The sequence below is a fragment of the Acaryochloris marina MBIC11017 genome, from assembly GCF_000018105.1.
Taxonomy (GTDB): domain Bacteria; phylum Cyanobacteriota; class Cyanobacteriia; order Thermosynechococcales; family Thermosynechococcaceae; genus Acaryochloris; species Acaryochloris marina.
On sequence record NC_009925.1, the window covers coordinates 1347564 to 1371555 of the forward strand.

General features: G+C 49.1%; 18 protein-coding genes and 1 tRNA gene. 13 read left to right on the forward strand and 6 right to left on the reverse strand.

All coding sequences use genetic code 11. The features are described from left to right. The first annotated feature begins 327 nt into the window (after positions 1-327). The 3 genes from AM1_RS06095 (at position 328) to pheS (ending at position 2499) form a co-directional block, all read left to right on the forward strand. A tRNA-Glu gene (locus tag AM1_RS06095) sits at positions 328-400 on the forward strand. Positions 401-717: 317 nt separating this feature from the next. Further along, positions 718-1416 (forward strand): NADH dehydrogenase subunit K, encoded by a 699-nt coding sequence (locus tag AM1_RS06100; protein WP_010476380.1) that lies wholly within the window; start codon positions 718-720, stop codon positions 1414-1416. A 90-nt stretch (positions 1417-1506) separates the two neighbouring features. Beyond that, complete coding sequence (gene pheS / locus AM1_RS06105; protein WP_012161935.1) at positions 1507-2499, forward strand: phenylalanine--tRNA ligase subunit alpha; 993 nt, start codon at positions 1507-1509, stop codon at positions 2497-2499. Here pheS and AM1_RS42050 read toward each other — a convergent pair. Beyond that, entirely contained in the window at positions 2496-2669 is a 174-nt protein-coding gene (locus tag AM1_RS42050) for a hypothetical protein (protein ID WP_012161936.1), read from the reverse strand. The two genes, pheS and AM1_RS42050, sit on opposite strands and share 4 nt — an antisense overlap. A 31-nt stretch (positions 2670-2700) precedes the next feature. Here AM1_RS42050 and dusB point away from each other — a divergent pair, with 31 nt between their 5' ends. The 5 genes from dusB (at position 2701) to AM1_RS06130 (ending at position 12237) form a co-directional block, all read left to right on the forward strand. Next, positions 2701-3729, forward strand: coding sequence for a tRNA dihydrouridine synthase DusB (dusB, locus tag AM1_RS06110; protein ID WP_012161937.1), 1029 nt, complete (start codon positions 2701-2703; stop codon positions 3727-3729). A gap of 107 nt (positions 3730-3836) precedes the next feature. Further along, complete coding sequence (locus AM1_RS06115) at positions 3837-5948, forward strand: M3 family metallopeptidase (RefSeq protein WP_012161939.1); 2112 nt, start codon at positions 3837-3839, stop codon at positions 5946-5948. Positions 5949-6397: 449 nt separating this feature from the next. Further along, positions 6398-7849, forward strand: a complete 1452-nt coding sequence (locus tag AM1_RS06120; RefSeq protein WP_012161940.1) for a serine/threonine-protein kinase — start codon at positions 6398-6400, stop codon at positions 7847-7849. Positions 7850-8198: 349 nt separating this feature from the next. Continuing rightward, on the forward strand, positions 8199-10295 hold the full coding sequence (locus AM1_RS06125) for a GAF domain-containing protein (RefSeq protein ID WP_041659269.1): 2097 nt from the start codon (positions 8199-8201) through the stop codon (positions 10293-10295). 121 nt (positions 10296-10416) lie between these two features. Next, on the forward strand, positions 10417-12237 hold the full coding sequence (locus AM1_RS06130; protein WP_012161942.1) for an ATP-binding response regulator: 1821 nt from the start codon (positions 10417-10419) through the stop codon (positions 12235-12237). 61 nt (positions 12238-12298) lie between these two features. Here the strand turns inward: AM1_RS06130 and AM1_RS06135 are convergent, their stop codons facing one another. Beyond that, positions 12299-12520, reverse strand: a complete 222-nt coding sequence (locus AM1_RS06135) for a ferredoxin-thioredoxin reductase variable chain (protein WP_012161943.1) — start codon at positions 12518-12520, stop codon at positions 12299-12301. 300 nt (positions 12521-12820) lie between these two features. On the opposite strand from AM1_RS06135, the gene AM1_RS06140 reads away from it, so the two are divergent. Together AM1_RS06140 and AM1_RS06145 are read left to right on the forward strand one after the other, a co-directional pair. Beyond that, positions 12821-14068 carry a molybdopterin molybdotransferase MoeA gene (locus AM1_RS06140; RefSeq protein ID WP_012161944.1) on the forward strand — a complete coding sequence of 416 codons (1248 nt, stop codon included), beginning with the start codon at positions 12821-12823 and terminating at the stop codon, positions 14066-14068. A gap of 176 nt (positions 14069-14244) precedes the next feature. Continuing rightward, complete coding sequence (locus AM1_RS06145; RefSeq protein ID WP_012161946.1) at positions 14245-15573, forward strand: ATP-binding protein; 1329 nt, start codon at positions 14245-14247, stop codon at positions 15571-15573. Positions 15574-15604: 31 nt separating this feature from the next. On the opposite strand, the gene AM1_RS06150 is transcribed toward AM1_RS06145, so the two are convergent. From AM1_RS06150 to AM1_RS06160, 3 genes are all read right to left on the reverse strand, one after another. Continuing rightward, positions 15605-17479, reverse strand: a complete 1875-nt coding sequence (locus AM1_RS06150) for a diflavin flavoprotein (protein ID WP_012161947.1) — start codon at positions 17477-17479, stop codon at positions 15605-15607. A gap of 164 nt (positions 17480-17643) precedes the next feature. Beyond that, the gene (locus tag AM1_RS06155; RefSeq protein WP_012161949.1) at positions 17644-19380 is read right to left on the reverse strand and encodes a diflavin flavoprotein; all 1737 of its coding nucleotides are present in this window, start codon (positions 19378-19380) and stop codon (positions 17644-17646) included. Positions 19381-19490: 110 nt separating this feature from the next. Beyond that, on the reverse strand, positions 19491-20408 hold the full coding sequence (locus AM1_RS06160; protein ID WP_041660794.1) for a serine aminopeptidase domain-containing protein: 918 nt from the start codon (positions 20406-20408) through the stop codon (positions 19491-19493). A gap of 158 nt (positions 20409-20566) precedes the next feature. Between AM1_RS06160 and AM1_RS06165 the strand changes: the two genes are divergently transcribed. Both AM1_RS06165 and AM1_RS06170 read left to right on the forward strand, forming a co-directional pair. Next, a complete protein-coding gene (locus tag AM1_RS06165; protein WP_012161951.1) occupies positions 20567-21430 on the forward strand; it encodes a uroporphyrinogen-III synthase in 864 nt (287 codons plus the stop codon). Between the two features lie 73 nt (positions 21431-21503). Continuing rightward, positions 21504-22571, forward strand: a complete 1068-nt coding sequence (locus AM1_RS06170; protein WP_012161952.1) for a 3-deoxy-7-phosphoheptulonate synthase — start codon at positions 21504-21506, stop codon at positions 22569-22571. Positions 22572-22585: 14 nt separating this feature from the next. Here the strand turns inward: AM1_RS06170 and AM1_RS06175 are convergent, their stop codons facing one another. Beyond that, positions 22586-23416: a hypothetical protein gene (locus AM1_RS06175; RefSeq protein WP_012161953.1), complete on the reverse strand. Its 831-nt coding sequence runs from the start codon at positions 23414-23416 to the stop codon at positions 22586-22588. A gap of 155 nt (positions 23417-23571) precedes the next feature. Here AM1_RS06175 and AM1_RS06180 point away from each other — a divergent pair, with 155 nt between their 5' ends. Continuing rightward, a complete protein-coding gene (locus tag AM1_RS06180) occupies positions 23572-23958 on the forward strand; it encodes a nuclear transport factor 2 family protein (protein WP_012161954.1) in 387 nt (128 codons plus the stop codon). Positions 23959-23992 lie beyond the last annotated feature (34 nt).

Genomic DNA, 23992 nt, shown 5'->3' on the forward strand with positions numbered 1-23992 from the left:
GCTTTAGGGTTTCGTCACTCAAGGGATAGGCGATTTTCACCTATTCTCAGAGGTTCCACACTTTTCGAGGCGATGACTCTAGAGCCGTAGAGCCAAAGTGTAAAGTAATATTAAGTTAAAGGTATTTCGTTACTTCGTTAACGAATAGTTGAAGTAGTAACTTTATGACTGATTTGTCAGGCAGTGCTTGAAAAATGCGACTCGCGTTGTGGCACTCTACACTAGCTCTCTATTTCAAGTTGACTTTAGAAAAACACAACTGTCAGACTAAACGTTGACAGAAGCTCAGAGTTTCGCTAGGTTAGAAATCGTCAAAAAAGCGTACAGGCCCCCATCGTCTAGAGGCCTAGGACACCTCCCTTTCACGGAGGCGACAGGGATTCGAATTCCCTTGGGGGTATTTACAAAAACATTTAGCGGCTCTTTGATATCAGAGAGCCGCTAAATGTTTTTACACCTTGTCTAACCCTGTCATCCCTGAGTGCTAAATGAGTTCGGGGGATTTCTTCATCTACCATGGTTGATAACCGCGGTAGCAGTCAGGTTCTCCATGAAATTTGTAGAAACTAACGCAAAACTGTTGTTACATTAATAGACGGGGAAGTCTGCAAAAGAATTATTCTTCGCACTATTTGATATCCTCCCAGATGCTGTTCAGTAATTAGCTGCAAGCATTTCAGTTCATTAAATTAGCAAACATTGAGGGCCCTTTCTGCAATGCAGGACCAACAGATAATTAATCCAATTTCTCAATCTCAGATCCCTCAAGAGCTGTCTGAGAATGTGATTTTGTCTTCCGTGAGTGATCTCTACGATTGGGCAAGACTCTCTAGCCTTTGGCCCTTAATGTATGGAACTGCTTGCTGCTTTATTGAAATCGCAGCCATGATTGGCTCTCGATTCGATTTTGATCGCTTTGGTTTGGTGCCCCGTTCTAGCCCCCGACAAGCTGACTTAATCATTACGGCTGGGACAGTGACGATGAAAATGGCACCTGCACTGGTGCGACTCTATGAACAAATGCCAGATCCGAAATATGTGATTGCGATGGGTGCTTGTACCATCACAGGCGGTATGTTCAGCAGCGACTCTACCACTGCTGTCCGCGGGGTCGACAAGCTTATTCCTGTTGATGTCTATTTGCCTGGCTGCCCGCCTCGTCCTGAAGCAGTGATGGATGCCATTGTTAAGCTACGCAAAAAGATCGCCAATGAGGATGTGCGTGAGCGGGGCAATTTGATGCAGACCCATCGCTATTACAGCACAACCCATCAGATGAAAGTGGTCCCCCCCATTCACACTGGTGTCTATCTGGAGGCCGCTGCGCGTAAATCTCCTGCGGCTGCTTTAGGTGCGGGTGTGGGTGAAGATATGACACCTGCATTGGTAGCTGAAGCTGAGAAGGAAGAAGCCTAATTACTTCCTCCTTGTGGGTACTGCTTTCCTGAATCTTTCATCCATGCTGATCCCAATGCGGATCAGCAATTCTATATTCAACGAAACGTCATGACCAGTGATCTGGAAACTCAGTTGCAACAGCTTCAAACAGAGGCTGTTGCAGCTATAACCTCTGCTGATACCCTAGATGCCTTAGAAACACTGCGGGTGAGCTATTTGGGTAAAAAAGGCCAGTTGTCTCAGATCCTTAAGGGTATGGGCAAGCTGGATGCATCTGAACGGCCCAAGATTGGGGGATTAGCCAATCAGGTCAAGGAGGCGCTTCAGCAGGGGCTAGAACAGAAAAAATCGGATCTAAACCAGGCGGCGATTGCGGCTCAACTGGCAGCAGAGACCTTAGATGTGACCATGCCTGGAACTTATATTCCTCAAGGGCATATTCATCCCCTGAATAGCACGATCGATAAAGCGTTGGATATTTTTGTGGGCCTAGGGTACACCATTGCCCAAGGTCCCGAGATGGAAACGGACTACTACAACTTTGAAGCCCTGAATACCCCGCCCGATCACCCAGCGCGGGATATGCAAGATACCTTTTATCTCCCGGATGGCAATCTGCTCCGCACCCATACTTCTGCGGTTCAGATTCATTACATGGAAGACCATGAACCACCCATTCGGATCGCAGCCCCTGGGCGCTGTTACCGTCGGGATACAGAAGACGCTACCCATGCTGCCGTATTCCATCAGATTGAGATTTTAGCAGTGGATAAGGGGCTGACCTTTACGGATCTCAAAGGCACGATTAAAGTCTTTATTGAACAAATGTTTGGGGATGTACCCATCCGATTTCGAGCGAGTTATTTCCCCTTTACTGAACCCTCTGCTGAGGTGGATGTGCAGTGGAAAGGCCGATGGCTTGAGGTCTTGGGGTGCGGCATGGTTGATCCCAATGTCCTCAAAAACGTGGGCTATGATCCTGAAGTCTATACTGGGTTCGCCGCAGGCTTCGGGGTGGAGCGATTTGCGATGGTCCTTCACCAGATTGACGATATTCGGCGTTTGTACACTAGCGATTTGCGCTTCTTGCGTCAATTTTAGGCATTGCCCAAGCTATGAGTATTGGGGTAGCTGGAGTCCAGTTGAAGGGTGTATTGATGGTGAGGATGCCGATGTGCGATCGCATTTCTCCCCGACCCATCAGATTCCTCTTTACCTTTGCTGGAGGGCAAACCCAATAGAAATGCAGCACAACGGGTATTTTTGCCCACTACATCTTAGATAATCTTCCCAGTCTTCATAATGTCTGCGCCTTCCATTAACCCAGCCAAACTCAGGAGTGAACTATCTACGCCCCTTGAGATCGGCCCCTTTGCGGTGAATAGTCGGGTTCTACAGTCACCCTTGTCGGGTGTCACAGATTTGGTCTTTCGCCGCTTGGTACGACGATACGCGCCTGAATCGATGCTCTACACTGAAATGGTTCATGCTAGCCAGGTCTGTCATGCCCGTGAACTCTCCAAAGTCATGGATGTGGATTTGGATGAGCAGCCGATCAGCGTACAGCTGTTTGATTGCCGTCCCCATTTTCTAGCGGAAGCGGCCCAAATGGCCGTTCAGGAAGGGGCAGACACCATTGATTTAAACATGGGCTGTCCCGTCAATAAGATCACCAAAAAAGGGGGCGGTTCTTCGCTACTACGAGATCCAGAAACGGCTGAAGCCATCGTTCGAGCAGTGGTGTCAGCAGTTAAAGTGCCCGTGACAGTCAAGACTCGTATTGGCTGGAAAGAGGACGAAATTAACATCCTGGAGTTTGCCCAACGGATGCAGGATGCGGGGGCAAAAATGATTACGGTGCATGGACGCACCCGAGCCCAAGGCTATAACGGACCCGCTCAGTGGCATTGGATAAAGCAAGTTAAAGAGAAACTGTCGATTCCAGTGATTGCCAACGGCGATATTGTCTCCGTGGAATCGGCGATGGCCTGTTTGGAAATGACCGGGGCAGATGGGGTGATGTGTTCACGTGGAACACTCGGGTATCCCTATTTGGTAGGAGAAATTGATTATTTCTTAAAAACCGGACAGCAAAAGGCCCCGCCCACCATTATTGAGCGTTTGCAATGTGCGCGGGAGCATTTGCAAGGGTTATGGGAGTACAAAGGCATCAAAGGGATTCATCAAGCCCGTAAGCATATGACTTGGTATGTGAAGGGGTTTGTTGGTGCAGCTGAATTACGAGATCGCCTCTGTCGGATCAATAGCGTCGAAGAAGGTCTAGATTTATTGGACCAAACCATAGACGGTAATCCCACCCCGCAGACTTAACCCAGTTCCCTACAATGTAGAAATGGACTGCTCCATCGATGTAGCTCCATTTCTCATGAGTAACTATGGGATTGACCTAGACTTTTTGATCAAACATACAGAACATTATGAGCAACGACACCCCCATCGCCGCCCAGGATAATCCCCTCCTCCTCTGTGAAGGCTTACCCCCTTTTGACCAAATTGAGGCGGAGCACGTGCTGCCTGCCATTACCCAGTTATTAACTGAGCTAGAACAGGACTTAAAAACCCTGGAAGCAGAGGTCCAACCTACTTGGACGGGCTTGGTGGAGCCTTTAGAACAGCTTGGAGACCGCTTGAGCTGGAGCTGGGGGATTATCGGGCATTTGATGGGAGTCAAGAATTCGCCAGAATTACGGGAAGCCTATGAAGCAGGCCAACCTAAGGTGGTGGAATTTATTAATCGCTTGAGTCAGAGTCGCCCCATTTACGATGCCTATAAACAGCTTCAACAGAGTCCAGACTGGTCTCAGCTTGATCCCGCTCAGAAACGCATCGTGGAGAGTGCCATTCGGGATGCAGAGCTGTCAGGAGTGGGTCTCACTGGAGAAGCAAAAAAGCGGTTCAATCAAATTCAGCTAGAGCTAGCGAATCTCTCGACTCAGTTCTCTAATCATGTCTTGGATGCAACAAAGGCCTTTAATATCTTGTTGACCAATCCCAAGGAAGTCGCAGGCCTGCCGCCGAGTTTATTAAGCCTGGCAGCCCAGGCAGCCCGAGCCGTAGGGGAGAAAGACTCAACACCCGAACATGGTCCCTGGTTGATGACCCTCGATATTCCCTGTTTTGGCCCTTTTATGCAACATAGCCAGCGCCGTGACTTACGAGAAAAGCTCTATCGCGCCTATATTAGTCGGGCCTCTGAAGGGGAATTTGATAACACCGACATTATTGACCGGATTCTGGAGCTGCGGAAAGAAGAAGCCAAGCTGCTCGGCTTCGAGACCTATGCGGAAGCGAGTCTCGCCAGCAAAATGGCCCCCACGGTGTCTGCCGTTGAAACCTTACAGGAGCAGCTTCGACAAGCCAGTTTCGATCAAGCCACTGCAGAACTCGACACCCTGAAAACCTTTGCCCAGGAACAAGGATCTGAGGAAAATAGCGATCTAAAACATTGGGATGTCAGTTTCTGGGCCGAACGCCAGCGGGAAGCCAAGTTTGATATTACCGATGAACAACTGCGCCCCTATTTCCCCCTGCCCCAAGTCTTAGACGGCTTGTTTAATCTGATCAATCGCCTCTTTGGAGTGACGGTGACCGCCGCCGATGGTCAAGCGCCGGTTTGGCAGGACGATGTGCGCTATTTTCAAGTGGCCAATGAACAGGGAGAGCCGATCGCCCACTTCTACTTGGATCCCTACTCTCGACCTGCAGAGAAGCGGGGCGGGGCCTGGATGGATGAATGTTTGGGTCGTGCCCAGTTCCGTCGGGGCGATACGGTCAAGACTCGTTTACCCGTCGCCTACCTCATTTGCAATCAAACTCCCCCAGTAGATGGTAAACCCAGTTTAATGACCTTCCGAGAGGTGGAAACCCTCTTCCATGAGTTCGGCCATGGGTTGCAGCATATGCTCACCCAGGTAGATTATGCCGGGGCGGCAGGCATCAACAATGTGGAATGGGATGCCGTCGAACTGCCCAGCCAGTTTATGGAAAATTGGTGCTACGACCGCCAAACTCTAATGGGGATGGCCAAGCATTATGAGACAGGGGAGTCATTGCCAGAAGAGTATTACCAGAAGCTATTAGCGGCTCGCACCTATATGAGCGGTAGTGCCATGCTGCGGCAGCTCCACTTTGGCATGGTGGATATGGAATTGCATCATAACTATGAGCCTGGTGGTTCTGAGCAAGTGAAACAGGTGCGCGATCGCATCGCCAAAACCACCACTGTCCTGCCTCCTCTCCCTGAAGATTCTTTCCTCTGTTCCTTTGGTCACATTTTTGCCGGAGGATATTCTGCAGGATATTACAGCTACAAATGGGCCGAAGTGCTCAGTGCCGACGCTTTTTCTGCCTTTGAAGAAGCTGGCCTCGAAAATGACGCCGCCATTCGAGAGACGGGCCGCCGCTTTCGCGACACCGTTTTAGCATTAGGCGGCAGTCAACATCCCATGGAGGTCTTCAAATCCTTTCGAGGGCGAGAACCCAGCACAGAAGCGTTGCTACGCCATAGTGGTCTCAAAGCCGAAGTCTAAATGTTGTGTGGCCAACTTCAATCGCGATTGCTCAACACAACATGCCTGGAAGTTGGCCATGCTAGCATTATCCGAATATTCGATATCAAGGATGGGGGAAAGCCAAAGGAACATCAGGCACTCTCACTATCCCTATTTTTATTATCAATAAGGGATAAAATACTACAACTGCCAGAATAAACAGAAGTAAATGGCCAGGGAGCATTAAGATTTATTTAAGCTTTCTACCTCAGCCCTGCGGGACTCCCTCGATCAGGACTGAACAACTTCACCAGACTATTCTGTGCCGTCGATTGATAGCGAAACCTCACGAGATACGAATATTATCTTGTCTCCCCCCTTAGACTTGAGGCCAGTTTCCCTGTCCTGTGACCTGGTACCATCACTGTTGTCTTCTCCAAAGCTCTTGTGATGGGCCGTTTGAAAAACATACTGTTATTCCTTGGGAAATGTCTCAGTGTCTTAATCCTGAGTGCTTGCACTCTAATGCCAGTGATAGTACAACATGTCAACAATGTGGTTGGTCTCTACTCCTAGGCGGGCACTATCGTGCTCTTCACTCCCTGGGAACAGGGGGGTTTTCAAATACCTTTTCGGCAGTAGATGAGCACCGTTTGCAGTCCCCATGCGTGATCAAGCAGTTCATTCCTCCTCAACTTGATCCAAGCCGGGTCGAAAAATCAATCGCTCTTTTTCGCCAAGAAGCATCGATATTAAAAGAACTGGGCAATCATCCTCAAATCCCTTCGTTATTGGCATTCCTAGAACAGGACGGACAACTATATCTCATCCAAGAATTTATTGAAGGGCAAGATCTATTTCAAGAAGCCATCGAAAAAGGCCCCTTTAGCGAACAACAGATCCAGCAACTGTTTACAGAATTGCTGCCGATCTTGCAATTTATTCATGAACGACAAGTTGTCCACCGAGATATCAAACCTGGTAACATTCTTCGTCAAGAGAACGGATCCCTTGTATTAATTGACTTTGGGGGGTCCTTACAATTGGAAGGCTCGTTCCGCCCTGTCACTGGAACACCTGGCTATGCATCCCCAGAACAACTCAAGGGCCAAGTCGAAGCAGCCAGCGACTTACATAGCTTGGCGGTAACCGCTATACGCCTCCTGACAGGCTATCTGGCCCAAGAAGACTCAGACCCTTTCGCCAATGCGCAGCAACGGCACCAAGTCTGGCATCGCCTCAAGGTCAATGTTAGCCCTGAATTAACGCAAATCTTTGATAATCTTCTCCATCCAGACATTCAACAGCGGTATCAGTCAGCCACCGAAGTATGGCAAGCCCTCAGTCCCAACGCCAACCTTTCATCTACCCCTTCCCCTAGTCTTCAGACCCTGTCGTCTCCCCTTCAACCCAAAATGACGACCTCGGCATCAATCCCTTACCTAAAAAGCGATGTAGGGGCAAATTACACCCATTTAAAAGACTTATTAACCCAGCAAAATTTCGCGGCGGCTGACCAAGAAACTTGGAATCTGATGCTAAAAATTGCGGGTATGACCACACAAGAGACCCTCAATATTCAGGTGGTTCAGAATTTTCCTCTCCAGGATCTAAAAACTTTAGATTCTTTGTGGACAGAGTATAGTGGCGGGCACTTTGGATTTTCAGCTCAAAGACAAATCTACCAACGACTCGGTGGTTCTCTAAAGTTAGATTATGCCGTTTGGCAAACCTTTGGGAAGCAAGTCGGTTGGTTTAGCGAGGAGCAATGGCAGGACTATGCCAACTTAAAATTCACCCTCAGTGCACCGATCGGTCACCTACCGGCTTGTTTTGCTGATCCCCTTAATCGTCAAGGGGTTGACCGGGGGGTTTGTGGATGGTGGCGCTTAGGATTTGTGACCCTTCTGCATCGTCTGGCATCATCAGTTGATGAATGAATTCTGCAGAATCTAGACCCTAAATACCTTGAGCGATTACCTCTCTAACATAAAAATTGATTCATTCAAGGATCGATTACTCGCTTCTTAGAACTGTTATTTACCTATGAAAGATAGTCCAACTTGGGGTTGGTTCAAGGGTGGCATTTTTACAATGGGTATCTCTTCGTTGCATATTATCTCTGAACATTGGAAAATCACTACAAGGTAAAATTCCACAACACATCTTACTCTTTGTTTTATAAACTGTTTCTACCTTGTGAATTAAATAAACCCTTGAAATCCAAATTTTGGGACGTTTCCTCTAACGGTTAATTCTTGGCTTACATATGAATGAGGCTATTTTGTGATGACACATTCTTCTACTCCTTTAGACATCGATACGGCTGGCCAGGATGATCTTTCTGGCAATCAAGATTCATCACCATCAGCTGTCTCTATCCCTCCCATGCAGGACTTAGACGCTGCAGAGCCTAAAGCTGACCCGTGGGATACGCAAACAGAAACTACCGTTGGTGAGGGTGTGGAAGAGATCACCAGTGGGGTAACGGCTCAGAGTTCACAGTCCGAACATTCAACTTCAACAACATCAACCCAATCTTCTAGCTGGGCTGAATCCCCCGGCCCTGAGAAGAATAAAGAGGTTCCGTTTAAAGCTAAAGCCATGTCTCTAGCCTTGGCTGTCAGTATGTTGCCAGTTCTTGCAGTCGGAACCGTCACCTACTTTAGTGGGCAATTAGTTCAGCAACAAATGACTCAGGAGCGGCAAGCTGGCAATCCAGATCTCCAGGCAACCGAACGCTCTATTCAGCAGCAACTCCCTTCCCTATTAATAGGAACGGGCATTACAGCTATTCTTGCCGGTGCGATCGCAGCTTGGTTAGCCCATCGAGCCACGACTCCCATACTGAAAGCAATTCAAGTCTCTGATGAAATGCTCCAGCAAATTCGGCCGGGCATGGTGAAACCAGAGACAGCTGAGACAGATATTTTAAGCCAGCTAGAACATAATATTCGCAGTATCGAAGGTTATATCCCGGCCTTACTGGCCCAGCAAGATTCAGAAATTGAGCAGTTACAGATGCTCAAGTACATCACCAACAAAATTCGCGCCTCCCTCAATGAAGATGATGTTCTCAACACCACCGTTGAAGAAGCCCGCAAAATCATCAAGGCCGATCGGGTTATCGTCTATGGATTTGATGAAGATTGGTATGGCACGGTGATTGCTGAATCCGCTATCCCAGGCATTGCTAAAGCATTATGGGCAGAAATTAAAGATCCCTGTTTTGCCGAAAACTATGTGGAGAAGTATCGCGCAGGCCGGATTCAAGCCATCAATAACGTCCACGAGGCAGGTTTAACCAAATGCCATCTGGCTCAGTTAGAGCCCTTTCAAGTCAAAGCCAACCTAGTGGTGCCAATTCTGCGAGAGGAGAAGTTATTTGGCTTATTGATTGCCCATCAATGTACCCAACCCCGAGTATGGCAAGAGTCAGAAATTAACCTCTTTGCCCAAGTCGCCTCCCAAGTTGGATTTGCCCTTGACCATGCCCGACTTCTCGTTCAAGTCGATCAAGCCAATAACAACGCGATGGCCCACACTCAGCAGGCAGCTCAAGACTATGAAATGCTACAGCAGAGAATTTCACAGCTTTCCTTAGAAAGCAATAGCGTGGTGGAATTATTTGGCACAGATGCCAACATGGCGATCACCAATACCCAAGATCAGATGCATGAGATTGCTGAAGCAGCTGATCAAATTCACGTCATCCTCAATGAGATTACCCAAACCCAGGAACAAGTGCAGATTGCCACACAAGAAAGTCAAACTGGGATGACCCATACCGTGGACCATTTACAGTCTCTATCCAAATTGGTAGAAACCGTTGACCAGTCGGTCCATCCCTTACAGCAACCCACCCAACAACTCGGTGAGCTGATCGATTTAATGGGGCATGTGGTGTCTCAAGTCCAGCTGCAGGCAATGAATGCAGCCCTAGAAGCGGCTCGATCGGGTGCTGCAGGCCAATCTTTTGCTGAGATCGCCGAAAAGGTTCATGGCTTGTCTCGACAACTAGACGCAACCCTGACGGATGTCAAACCCTTAGTCAGCCATATCCAAACCACCACTCAATCTGTGGGTCAGGAGATGGCTAGTGGGAAAAACGCGATTGCGGTAGACACCCAAACCTTAGGCAGCACCCAAATCAAGTTGGCTGAATTAAATAGCTTAAATCAACGGGTCTTGGATCTCGTGCAGCAAATTGCTGAAGTCACTACAAATCAAGTGGAATTATCGGTGTTAGGTCACAAAACATTGGATCATCTTGCAAACACTACCCTCAGTGCAACAACACAATCTTCCCAAATTGCAGAAGCGGTTCATCAGCTCATGGCTACGGTCAATAACGACCTCCACTCGGAAGATTCCTTTTCGGCCTAGTTCATGACTCTGATAACGTTCCATCCTTTGCTTTGTCTTGTCTTCAGTCCCATCTTATTTATGTTGGGACTCTCCCCTCTAATCTGCCAATCAGTTCATGACCTATACAAGGAAGCCAGACATGGCTAATGAGACGCCGCTGCGCGATCCTGCTTATCAACTGTTTTTTCAAGAAGCATTAGAACTTTTACTGCAGATTGATACGACCTTACAAGAGGTTCTGCAAATTCCGAGTAAAACATCCATTGATTTTTTACTGGAGATGACGCAGATCTTATATGAGGGAGCCCAATCCCTCAATCTCACTCAGTTAGCCCATCAGGTCCAAGCCTTTTCGAGCTTAATGCTGAATTTACAGCAAGATCCCTTGGGAACGACACCAGAGGATGCATATCAGTTGAGGCAAGCTTATAAAGAGATGCAAACCGCTTTAGAGGCTTATATCTCTGGTCCACCTGTCTTAGATATGTCTTCAAACCTCGATGCTTCTTCAGAACGAGAGTCTGCTTCCCATGGGTCTATTGCTTTAGACGTCGCAGAAGATGAGTTAGCCACCAATGGTAATTTAATGCTGCCCGCAGGGGGGAGTGATGTTACCTCTTTAATCTTGATCTCTGATGTCGCGGAAATTTTGGATCAGCTGCAGCAGGTCTTGGTTAATCCCCAGGTATTTGACCTGGCGGCCGAGTTAAAAGCCTTGACAGAAGCATTATTGGGTTGGGGAGAAGTTTTAGAGCTCAATGAATTGACCACGATTGCTCAATCGACCTTAGACATGTTGGACAGCAATCCCCAATCTGCGATTTCGATTGGTCAATTATCTTTGGCTGGCTTTCGAGCCGCCCATAAAACGGCTTTACAAGCATTGCAGGCTGACTCAGGTTCGCAGAATGCTGACCATCACCCACAAAGCTCGAAGAAGCTGGATCTTCCATCGAGTCCCACGGCCATGTCTCCCATGGCTGCCGAAATTCCCACTGCTGAGTCATTATCAGCGTCAGATGAAGTGATTTTAAATGCCACTCAGCTGTTTGTCTGGCAGCAAGAAAGGCTGCTCTTTACGATTCCATCCGAGGCGGTGGCAGAAATCCTCATTCCCAGGGCTGAACAGTTAATGGGCAATGAGCATCAGCGTTGTTTAAGTTGGCAGCAGCAGTTTATCCCGATTCATCCATTGGGGCATCTGCTCAATCGAGGGGAGTCTCATTGGCCCCGACTCACCGCTGCGGTCTTACCTGGACGTGGAGCCAATAGTGCGACGGTATTTGGCAGTTCTCCCTTGATCATTATTCATCAAGGGGGCCAAACCCTGGCCTTAGAAGTTGAAATCACCCGCTTAGTGACGGAGTCAGAGCTGGTTCTGCAAATTCCGGAAGGACAGATCCATTGTCCTTATTTTTCTGGCGAGACGGCCTTGGAGTCGGAGCAGTACGGAGTGGTTGATATTGCCGCCCTGCTCAATGAAATGTTGAATTTAAGTCCCCTGCCAATGCCCAAGGCAGTAAGGCTATCGAGTCCAGCAGTGTCTGTCAGTCCAAAGCCCAAACGCCCTCCCAAAGTTCCGAAGAAAACGCGATCGCAAACCACAATACTCGTAGTTGACGATTCCAAAATGGTACGCATGATGGTCAGCACGGCGCTGCAATCCGCTGGTTACGACGTCCTTGAGGCGGCTGATGGTCAATTAGCCATCGAACAGGTAGAGCGGGCAGATATTCAGCTGATTATTTGTGATGTAGAAATGCCCAATATGAATGGGTTTGAGTTTCTAGAATATCGGTGCCGTCAGCCAGCCATAATGAACCTACCAGTGGTGATGCTCAGTACATGTAATAGTGACCAGCACCGACAATTAGCAACAACCTTGGGTGCTAACGCTTATCTGACAAAACCTTACGATGAATCCAATCTCTTAGCCACCTTACAAGCATTGGTGGGCTAACAGCATTCGCCATTCTCTTCGGAGAATCGTTTGGTGTTCGGGGATAGATTCAGACTAGACGCTAGACAGACTCTATTTCATGCTCGCCCAAATGAATGCGAAGCTTCTTACTGAACTTAACGAGATAGGGATAATTGGCGCTCACTTCCCGCCCTTGCCAGTCCTTAATGACTTGAATCAGCTCGCCTTCAGTCCCCTTAATGTCGAAGGGGTTATTTCGATGTTCAGGATGATGGTAAATAATGACTGATTCTTTGACGCGGACTTGATCGCCTACTTGCATAACTTAGCCGATTACTCTAAACAGGGGCATCAACTGCTTGCAAATCTCTAGAGAGAGTGCAGAACAATCTCTATTAATCTTTGCACAAGATGGACCGTTGATGACGAGGCAATGACAGGATCTTACGGTTAGTGCAACGCTGCAAAACCAGTCAAAGTAAGCCCCAATCAACCGATGAGCCCTTAGAGGGATGTAACAGAAAATACTATTATTTTTTGCAAAATAAAGGTGGGTCAGCCTAACTTGTAGGGGCAACCACAGAAACCGCTCCCCTATCGTCATTGCGCCCAAAGGTATCTCATGCTCTCAGTTGACCAAGCAGAGTCTCTTATCCTCAAAACGGCTCAACCCCTCGCAGATCAAGAAATCTCTACTCTCCTCAACGCGCAACAGCGCATTCTGGCCACAGATATTTCCAGTACATTGGATTTTCCCTATTGGGATAATTCGGCGATGGATGGGTATGCAGTGCGCTATGTAGATGTCCAAGCTTGTGGGCCTGATACTCCAGCTATCCTCGATGTGGTGACGGAAATACCCGCCGGGACGTGTCCCAGTCTCTCCTTAGCCCCTGGACAAGCGGCCCGCATCTTTACGGGGGCTATGGTGCCTCAGGGGGCAGATACAGTGGTGATGCAGGAGAATACCCTTCGGCAAGGTGACCAGGTTCATATCCTTCAATGCCCTCAACCCCAAGCCTTTGTCAGAAAGCGAGGTGCCTATTACCAAGCAGGAGCGCCAGTTTTAAAGCAAGGCATGACTTTAACGCCCCCAGATATCGCCATTTTGGCAACGGTTCAGTGCACAGAAATTCCTGTTTATCGTCGACCCGTGGTTGCGATTTTATCGACGGGTAATGAACTGGTTGCGCCGGATCAACCATTGGAGGCCGGACAAATTGTTGACTCCAATCGGTATGCTTTGGCGGCTCTAGTACAGGCAACGGGAGCCGAAGTTCAGCTGATAGACCCCGTGGGGGACACAGTGGAGGATTTGAAAGCTGCGATCGCATCTACAATTCTTCAGGCCGATATCGTTATTTCTTCTGGGGGAGTCTCGGTGGGAGATTACGATTATGTTGACCAAGTACTAGCAGAGTTAAATGCTGATATCTATATTCGGTCTGTGGCCGTTAAACCCGGTAAACCTCTGACCTTTGCTACTTTCCCTGCTACAGGCGGAAACCAGCCTGTTCTCTATTTTGGTCTACCGGGAAATCCAGTGTCCGCGTTGGTCAGCTTTTGGCGATTTGTGCAGCCTGCTCTCCGCAAAGTGTCCGGTCAGTCAGGCAGTTGGCGACCGCATTTTGTAAAGGCTAGAACTTTACACCCTTTACCTGCGGGAGGACGGAGAGAGATTTATCTCTGGGGGCAGTTGAGCCTAAACGACGGCCAATATGAATTTACCCTCGCTGGCGGAAGTCATAGCTCTGGAAATTTAATGAATCTATCCCAAACCAACGGTTTAGTCATGATTCCTGTTGATCATCCAGCAATGGAGGCTGGAGAGTCGGTATCGGTGATGCAGGTGGGGGAAGCCAGCACCTAAGCCATCCCAGCAGGCTCGATCAAATGAGAAATAACCCTTGATTCATAGCAAATCAAAGACAACCATTGGCATTCTGGGGTCCTCAGTCTAAACTGTTGCCAAGCTGGCGCTATGTCTTGAGCAATAGGGGAGGTAGCCAGCAACTTGAGTACAAACTGTTTGCAGGAGTGATGGGCATGGCCACTGCCATCAAAATAAAACCCAAAGACCGGGATGCCGTGATTCAGGCTCTGCAAGCGGGCGTGGTTCCCCGCAAAGGACAGCATCTGATTCAAGTGGGGCGGGCTGAAGAAATTAAAGCCATTCTGCGAGATATTGAACGCATTGCCGAAGGCGGCGCAGCCATCCGTTTCATTATTGGTGAGTACGGCTCGGGGAAAACCTTTTTTATCAACTTAACCCGCACCATTGCCTTAGAGAAAAAGCTAGTGACAGCCCATGCGGACCTGACGCCAGATCGACGCTTGCATGCCTCTAGTGGTCAAGCTCGGTCTTTGTATACAGAGCTTATGGCCAATCTTTCCACTCGAACCAAACCAGATGGCGGAGCCTTGCCCAGCGTGGTCGAACGATTTGTGACCTCGGCGATGACCGAGGGGCGCGATCGCAAAGTCAATCCCGAAGATATTATCCGGGAGCGGTTAGCCCATCTCTCCGAATTCGTGGGTGGGTACGACTTTTCCGAAGTGATTGCCGCCTACTGGCGCGGCCATGATAGTGGCGATGATGCCCTAAAAGCCAATGCAGTCCGCTGGCTCCGAGGAGAATTTTCGACCAAAACCGAAGCTCGATCGGCATTAGGGGTCAGAACCATCGTCGATGACACCAACGTCTACGATCAGCTCAAGCTCTTTGCCCAACTCGTAAAGCTAGCTGGATATGACGGCTTTATGATTTGCTTGGATGAGCTGGTGAATCTCTACAAACTCTCAAATACCCAGGCCCGCAAAAGTAATTACGAACAAATTCTGCGAATCCTCAATGATTGTTTGCAGGGCACTGCCGGTCATTTAGGATTTATGTTTGGGGGCACCCCCGATTTCTTGATGGATACGCGTCGTGGCCTGTACAGCTATCCTGCCCTGCAGACGAGATTGGCGGAAAATAGTTTTGCGGGGAATGGTCTTGTGGATTACAGTGGACCCGTTTTACGGTTAGCAAACCTGAGTCCCGAAGACCTATACGTGCTGCTGGGCAAAATTCGCCTGGTCTTTGCCGAAGGCAATATGAAGAAGTCTCGCCTTCCAGATCAGGGCATCCAGGCATTTATGGCCCATTGCTCGGACTATATCGGTGAAGCGTACTTCCGCACCCCTCGCAATACCATTAAGGCCTTTGTCGATCTGTTAGCGGTACTAGAGCAAAATACCCAAGTCTCTTGGAAAGATCTAATCACGAAGGTCAATATTGGCACCGATGTCAATGGAGGAGCCAGCCCTAAAGCCGCCTCTAAAAATGGAAAAAGAAGCCAAACCAATGATGATTTAGCTTCTTTTAAATTGTGATGAGAGCTGCACCCCTTGAATAGCAGTTATTTTAGTAGCGAGTACCTGCTTTGCGGTGATGCACTGCCGTTTTGACGTTAGAGCGTAATACCTCTCCATTCTTGACGGTGGCATAGATGACCCAGTGGTCTCCACATTCCATCCGGTTGGCCACTTCACACTCTAGGTAAGAGATGGAGTCTTTGAGAATCGGACTGCCATTGGCAGCTGTATCCGTCTCAATGCCTTGAAACCGATCTTCACCAGGGCCAAAGGGCTTGAGGAAATGCTTCATTGTCCGCTGATAGTTATCTTCCCCAAGAATATTGAGGACAAAGGTACTTTCAGTATGGAGTAATGACTCTACTGCTCGCTCCTTGGCTACAGCAACGGTGAAGCCAGGAGGGTTAAAGGTGGCTTGAGAGACCCATGAAGCCAACATCCCACTCTCAACATCCCCTTGCTTAGCTGTCAGGATACAGAGGGAACCGACAATTCGTCCTACTGCCTGTTCCGTTGCCGTGGTCTGAGTGGCCACTTGAGCAGAGCCTTGCTTGCGGGTCTTAGCTTTCACCGCTTTCTTAATTTTTTGGGCAAAGTCTGTCCCCGCTTCTTCACAGGTTTTAAGGGTGACATCGGTGGGCTTGAATTTCACCTTAATCGAGTCAAAACCAAAGCTGTAGCCTGCATCTCGCAGCTTGCCTTCTAGTAGGTCAATCGCTTCTCCACTCCAACCAAAAGACCCGAAGACACCTGTAGGCTTACTTTTGGGGACTGTAGACAACAGGATACCTAGAGCCGTTTGAATTTGAGTTGGGGCATGGCCTCCTAGGGTAGGCGAACCAATAATAAAGCCTTCACAATTATCGGCAACAGCCTGAATATCTTTGGGGCTAGCAGTTTCACAGTTAATCACTTGCACAGCGACACCCGCTTTGGTAATCCCGCGGGCAATGGCTTGACCAATGGTGGCAGTATTACCATAGGCAGATGCATAAAGAATCGCCACTGAACTGGTTTTCTTTTGCTGTTCCTCACTCCACTGTCGGTAGGTCCGAGTCAGCTCCTGTACACCATACCGAACAATCGGGCCATGGTTGGGGGCATAGGTGCTAATCGCCAACGGGGCTAGCTTATCGAGCACCACCTCCACTTGGCGGGCATAGGGGGCTTTCAAACAATCAAAGTAATAGCGCCGATCTTCCCTCAGTTGGGTGGTGTTATGGTCAAAAGCATCCTCGCTACAAAGATGAATGCCAAAGAATTTATCAGAGAATAAGGTGCGGGTAGCCGCATCATAGGTCAGTAAGCTATCGGGATAGCGAGGGGTAGAGGCCCGGACAAATTGCAGTCGGTGTCCTTGCCCTAGGTCCAAAGTTTTATCACTAGCGCTACTTCTAACGATTTTGAGATTCAGTTCGTAGTCTGGCAATGCAGCTTTAAGGGCAGCCGCACCGGGATTGGAACAAACAATGGTGACATCGGGCGCTTTATCAAGGAGTACTTTCAGGGTTTCAGCCCGGTTGGCGTTGACATGACCCAGTACCAAATAATCCAGCGTTTGTAAATCAAAGTCAAAATTATCCAAATCAACAGACTGCTGGGTTACCCACCGGAGCTGATCCCACAGCCGACCGAAAATCGGTTTAAAAGCATTACTAGACTGGGCTGAGATGGCTTGTAGCTGTTGAAAAAAGATTTCTGTAAAAGATCCTCCTGGAGGGTCAATCAGGGCTGTTTTATCGCCTTTGATGATGTAGGTATTGGCGGTAGTTCCCCGTTCCAGGGCATATTCAATTTCAAATCGGAGGCGATTCCAACTACGCGATCGCAACGCCAATGTTCCAGGTGCAATAGGTACGACCTGAACATCTCTAGCTTTACCAGGTGCGGTCTGAGAGGGAGGAGTGAGGGTGGAAGGGGTCATAAATCTATCCGTCTAACTGCGAGGATGAACTAGATTGAAATTGAGCTAAAAACTGCTGCACAGCTTGAGGGGGCTGGAGTTTCCCTGCTCCACAACCTCCGATAATGGCAACCTGTTGCACGGGCTAAGCCTCAAGATGTGTCACAACTGCTGGGGAATAGTCCTTAATAATAGGTTCCCACTTGACGGTGGTGAACGGCAGTCAGACTATCGGGCTTCGAGACTTTACCAACGGTTACTTCGCTATAGACCAGCCAGTGGTCACTGCATTCCATCCGGCTCACTACTTTGCATTCCATATAAGAGAGGGCATCGGCCAAGATAGGAGATCCATTCTCAGCAGTCCGCGTTTTGACCCCTGCAAATCGGTCAGCTCCAGGTGGGAACCGCTTCAGGAAACGACTCATCAGGCTGGCATAATTGTCCGCTTCTAAGACATTCAACACAAAGGTATCGCCCACCTGCATTAGCGATTCAATGGCACGATCTTTCGCCACAGCTACCGTAAATCCTAGGGGTTCGAAACTAGCTTGGGCAACCCAGGAAGCCAGCATCGCACCGTTTAAATCGCCTTTATGAGCCGTGAGAATATATAGTCCACTGCTAAGACGGCCTAGGGCTTTCTCTAAATCACCGTCAATTTCTTTGATCTTCTTGATGTTTTCTTTCAGGGTCAATTTCTGACCCAGGTCTGTTCCTGATTCTTCGCAAGCTTGGTAGATGGCTTCTGTGGGAGTATCTTTCACCCGAATCGCCGCAAAAGCTTCCTTTAAGCCCGTGTCTTTAAACCGAGTTAACAAAGGATCAATGGGTTGATCGTCACCGCCGTAGGACTCGAAGACACCAAAAATTTGCTTACTCTTAGCCGCAGCCAGCATCTGGCTAATAGCGGTTTGGGCAGCAGTCGCATACCGGCCTGAGGCAGGAGGTGTCGTCACCACAAAGGCAGAAACGTAGTTGATCAGTTCCTGAACTTCTTGCACATCGGCAACTTTCAGGTCCATCATCTCTACGGCGACCCCAGTCTTGGAGATGCCCCGGGCAATGGCTTGGGAGAGGCGATCGCTGTAGCCGTAATCAGACAGATAAAAGACTGCAGCCGTTTGCTCAGCCTTAGCTTTGGCCTTACTCCAAGTGCGATAGCGTTCCGTCAGCTCTTGAACATTGTGTCGGAGCAGAGGACCATGCCCCGTGGCAATGGTATTAATGCCCTCTAGCTTATCCATCCGCTTCATCGCCCCTAGAACGGAGCGAGCATTTGGCCCCATCAGACATTCATAGTAAAACCTATAGTCAGGAGAGAGGGCTTCTAAGTCTTTATCAAAGGTATCGTCGGTGCAGAAGTGAGAGCCAAAGGCGTCACAGGTATAGAGAATTTGGGTTTTGTGGTCGTAAGTGAAGATGGTATCGGGCCAGTGCAAATTAGGGGCGTTGAGGAATTCCAACACATGACCTTGGCCCAGGTTAATTTGGTCACCATTTTTGGCAATCTGGCTGTTGAAAGACTGGTGAACCAGGTTTTCTAAAAAGCTAATGGCAATTTTGGCCCCGACAACGGTGATATTAGGAGCAAGGGCTAAGACATCCTTAACTAGGCCGCTATGGTCAGGCTCGGTATGGCTAATAATCAAGTAGTCAATCTCAGCGGGGTCGATTTCGCCGTGGAGCAAGCTGAGATAGAGATCGTGGAATTTTTCATGGGAGGTGTCAATTAGGGCGACTTTATCGCCTCTAACTAGGTAGGAGTTGTAGGTAGTGCCGTTTTGTAACCCAAACTCGATATCAAAGCGATCACGATCCCAGTCCAAGGAGCGCATCACGGTGGTATCATCCCCAATTTCCAGGGTCTGAGTGGTTAGTCGGTTTTCGGATTGTATGTTGCGATCGCCCAGTGCTACCATCAGCCACCTCCTATGCTATTGCAGATTGTTAAGATATATTGCAATTCTAGCGTAACATCCCCCTAGGCTTTGATTAGAACTTGTGATGAATGGCATAGAGTTTTCCTGTTTCAAGCCATGCCTGTCACTTTCCCTGCAAACTCAGATTGAATTTCCCGTAGGGTTTGACGCAATGCTCCAGCATGGATCCAGCCCACAAAACCACTGTATAGGCACTGGCCTTGAGGGCAGGCGAGGAAGACATGATCCACTCGGGCAGGATTCTTCCATAACCGTAGGGTTAAGCCAGAATCAAAGCTCAGGGCTACTTTGGCCTTCTCAAAATCCCGTCGGTGGGCATCCGTCATCCCAGGGACAGCCTGTAACCGTTGAATAATCTCTAGCTCAGGGGAAGGCTGGACTGCAAGGGGTTGACGAGGCGATTGCCAAAACTCTCGTATGGCTTGATCTATCGCTTCGTCATGTCGCTGAGCACTATGGACAATATTAGGCAAGACGACGTGGTGAGCATAATCAAATTGGGTGGCTCCCAGCATGATTAAGCCATCGCTACCGCCATCGGTATTGCTGGCAATGGAAAGGGTCGGGACTTGGGCTGCGATCGCACTGGCAATACTTCGTCGATTCTTGCCTAAATCTCGGGCAATCCCTAGCCCTACTTCTAAGGGATCCATCATTCGGCAGACATCCGAACCGCCCACGGGAGACCCGACTAAAACAAACGACTCTACCCGAGGCCACCATTCTGGATGGCGATAAAGGACTTCTAACCAAATCAAGCCCCCCATGGAATGTCCCACAACACGCATGGGGAGTTGAGGATGCTCTGAGATCGTTTGAGTCGCGATCGTCTCTACATCTTGAACCAGGGGTTCAAGCCGCAGCCAAGTCCGCCACCAGCCCAAATTAGGGGCAATGATTTTAGTATTGGCTGGGGCAACCCTTCTCCCCAAGCGAGCCATGGCTCCATTGGTATCAGCCCAGCCATGCTGGACAAATAGCAAGCGTTCCGGAATTGAAGACGTCATAGACTTGAGGGAAAGACAAATAACGAAATTATTTTGGACCAAGATCTGTTCCAATCTCACCTTAATCCGATTTTTCTCAACCTCACCTGGACGAATATCCACTTTTGAGACTGGCTATCAACGTCTGGCAGAATAGGTCGTAGTCTTCGATGGATAGAATGACGGATCTACTGCTATCGACAGCACGCCTGCCTCTGGGCAATAAACGGATTGTCATTACGGCTCCTCGACCCTATGCCGGACGTCTAGCGACGGCAATCATCCAGCAAGGGGGGTTGCCCATCGTCATGCCCACGATAGAGACCTATGCATTAGACCCTGCTCCCGATTTGGATCACGCCTTGCAACAGCTCAGGGATTTTTCGTGGGTTGCTTTCACCAGTCGCACAGGTATTCAAGCCGTTATGCTGCGGTTACAACAGCTCGATATCCCCTTATTTCTTCTCAATCAATGCCATATTTGCGCCATCGGCCAAGATGCAGACCAACTGCAAACGTTAGGCGTTCGTGTTGATCTAATTCCCAAGGAATCGAGTCCTGCGGGCCTTGTGGCAGAGCTGGCACAAATCCCTGACATAGACACCCGGCGAATTTTTGTACCGATTCCCCAGGTGGAGCGGATACCGGAGCCAGATATCGTGCCCAAATTCCTTGCCGATCTGGAGCAATTGGGATTAACCGTTGTATCAGTGCCCGCTTATGTCACACGTCGGCTGGAGGCCACGGCCTATGCCGTCGAGGTGGAACAGATTCGCCAGGGTAAGGTGGATGCGATCGCATTTAGCAGTACCGCTGAAATCTCGGCCTTGCTGCAGATGGTGGATGCCGAAACCCTAATGAAGCATTGTGTGATCGCCTGTTTTGGTCCCTATACCGCTGGGAACGCAAAAGACTTAGGGCTATCCGTTGATATCGTGTCCCAGGACTTTAGTTCATTTACAGGCTTTACCGCAGCCATCGCTCAATTTTTCCACCCAGCTTCCGCAGATATCCCTAGGCAGGACCCCGTAATTTTGCCGTAAACTGTAAATACGTAAATACGCCCCTGGCCAATCTTCTGTGAGCAAGGCCAGTACCTGGAGTTTTTGAGACACCATGTATCAGACCGCCGACCTGCATGTCGTTGAAACCCGTCCCTTGATTAGTCCTGCTTTGCTCCATCATGAAGTGCCGTTGACAGATACAGCGGCTGCCCTCGTCGCAGAGACCCGCGATCGCATCCGCAATATTCTGCGTAACGAAGATCAGCGCCTCTTAGTCATTGTTGGTCCTTGTTCAGTTCATGATGTCGATGCCGCCTTGGAATATGGCAAAAAGCTAGCGGGTCTACGAGAGCAGCTCTCTGATCAGCTCGAAATCGTTATGCGAGTGTATTTTGAAAAACCTCGGACCAGCATTGGCTGGAAAGGGCTGATTAACGATCCGCACCTAGATGGCAGCTATGACATCAACACCGGCTTGCGCTTAGCCCGTCAACTTCTGCTGGACTTAGCCAACCTGGGTTTACCCGCCGCCACCGAACTACTCGATCCGATCACACCTCAATATATTGCCGACTTAATTACCTGGACCGCTATTGGCGCTCGCACCACAGAAAGCCAAACCCACCGAGAAATGGCTTCGGGTCTATCCATGCCCATTGGTTTCAAAAATAACACCGACGGGAGTTTGCAAGCCGCCAGCAATGCCATGCTAGCAGCGAACCAACCCCATCGTTTTCTAGGCATCAACCACCATGGTCTCGCCAGTATTGTCAAAACCACAGGCAACCCTGACACTCATTTGGTCCTTCGAGGCGGCAAACAAGGCCCCAACTATGCCGCTGAGAATGTGGAACAGGCCACCAAAGAACTTGCCAAACACAATCTGAATCCCAGAGTCATGGTGGACTGTAGCCATGCCAACGCCAACAAAGACCATAACCGGCAAGTCGAGGTCCTAGAAAACGTTGCACGACAACTTGACAATGGCTCCCAACGGCTGTTAGGGGTAATGATTGAAAGTCATTTAGTGGCTGGGAACCAACCCATTTCAGAAGATTTGAGCCAGCTAACCTATGGACAAAGCATCACGGATGCCTGTGTCAACTTCGAAACAACCACCAAAATGCTAACCACCTTGGCAGCATCGGTTCGCGGCGCTGACACAGTCTCAGTGAGCTAAAGACCCACATCTTCTTAAGGTGTCAAAAGTTTCTTCTTTTGCTCAGCGGTCAAAATAGACAGGATACGCTGTTGGGCTAGGGACTCAACTTCTTGTAACTGGGATTTTTGATTACCTGTGAGATTGAGCTGTTGCAGTGCAGCAGATTGGGAAAGATTTGCCGATTGCAGAGTTTGTAATTGCTTTTGTTGATCTGGGCTAAGAATAGTTTGGATTTGGGCTTGGGCTAAGGCCTGAACCTGCTGCACTTGTGCCTGTTGCTCCGTCGTCAGATTCAATGCCGCTAAAGCTGAAGGCGGTGAAGAGGGCGGCGTCGTGGGGGCCGTTCCCGTTGGCGAGGGAGAAGGGGCAGGTGCAGTTGCCGGAGAAGGCAAGGGTCCCTTTTGCAGCTGTTTTTTCTGTTCCGCATTCAAAATAGAAAGCAGTCGCTGCTGAGCAATGGCTTCAATCTCTTTTAGCTGGGTGATTTGGTCTGGGGCTAGGTTGAGCTTCGCTAAGGCTGCCCCTTTGGAGGCCCCTGAAGATTGTAGAGACTGCAGTTCAGACCATTGGTCAGGCGTCAAGACATTTTTAACCTGGGCTTGAATTAAAGCATCAATTCTTCGGATCTGGGCCTCTTGAGCAGCACTGAGATTCAACGAGGAGAGAGGATTCGCTGGAGGTGCTTGGGCAATCAGTGGAGGTTGCGAACGAACAACTACGCTAGGTGAAGTACTCGCGAGTTGTTTCGGGGGGACCTGCAGTTGTCCTGGCAAACTCAAAGGTTTTCGAGCTTGAGCGCCAGGCTGAGTGAGGGCGAATGCGATCGCACCCACGACAACAGAAATCAGTTTGGGTTTGATCATGATTAAAAGCGTCAAGAATTCGTCAATCGGTCTACTCTCTGAGGGCTGCACAGATAACAAGTTGTTAACCTAGGCCGAGAATCAGAGGAGGAGGGTCTACAAAGAAAGAAGAAAAATAAGCCTCTTTTGTTTCACAGCATAGGACATCTTTCCCCATGCAGGATGAGCAGGTTATTCTTGACGCCAACGCCGCTTTTTATCGCGCTTTTGAGAAAAAAGATCTAGTAGCCATGCAAAAAGTATGGTCCCACGGCATTGCTAGTATCTGTGTTCACCCTGGTCGAGGGGAGTTGAAAGGGTGGGACGCCATTGAGTCATCCTGGCAGAAAATCTTTAAAAATACCGCCTATCTAGAAATTGACACCAAAATCATTACGGTCAACCGCAGCGGGGATTTAGCTTATGTTGTGCTGATCGAAAAGGTGTTGCAGGTGGCTCAACGCCGCCAACAGAAAGCTGAATCCATGGCCACTAACATCTTCGAGCGCATGGGCCAAGACTGGTATTTAGTCCATCATCATGGAAGTCCAATTGTCAGCTAAACAGCAATATCTGTGCCCTACCCCAGATTGGATA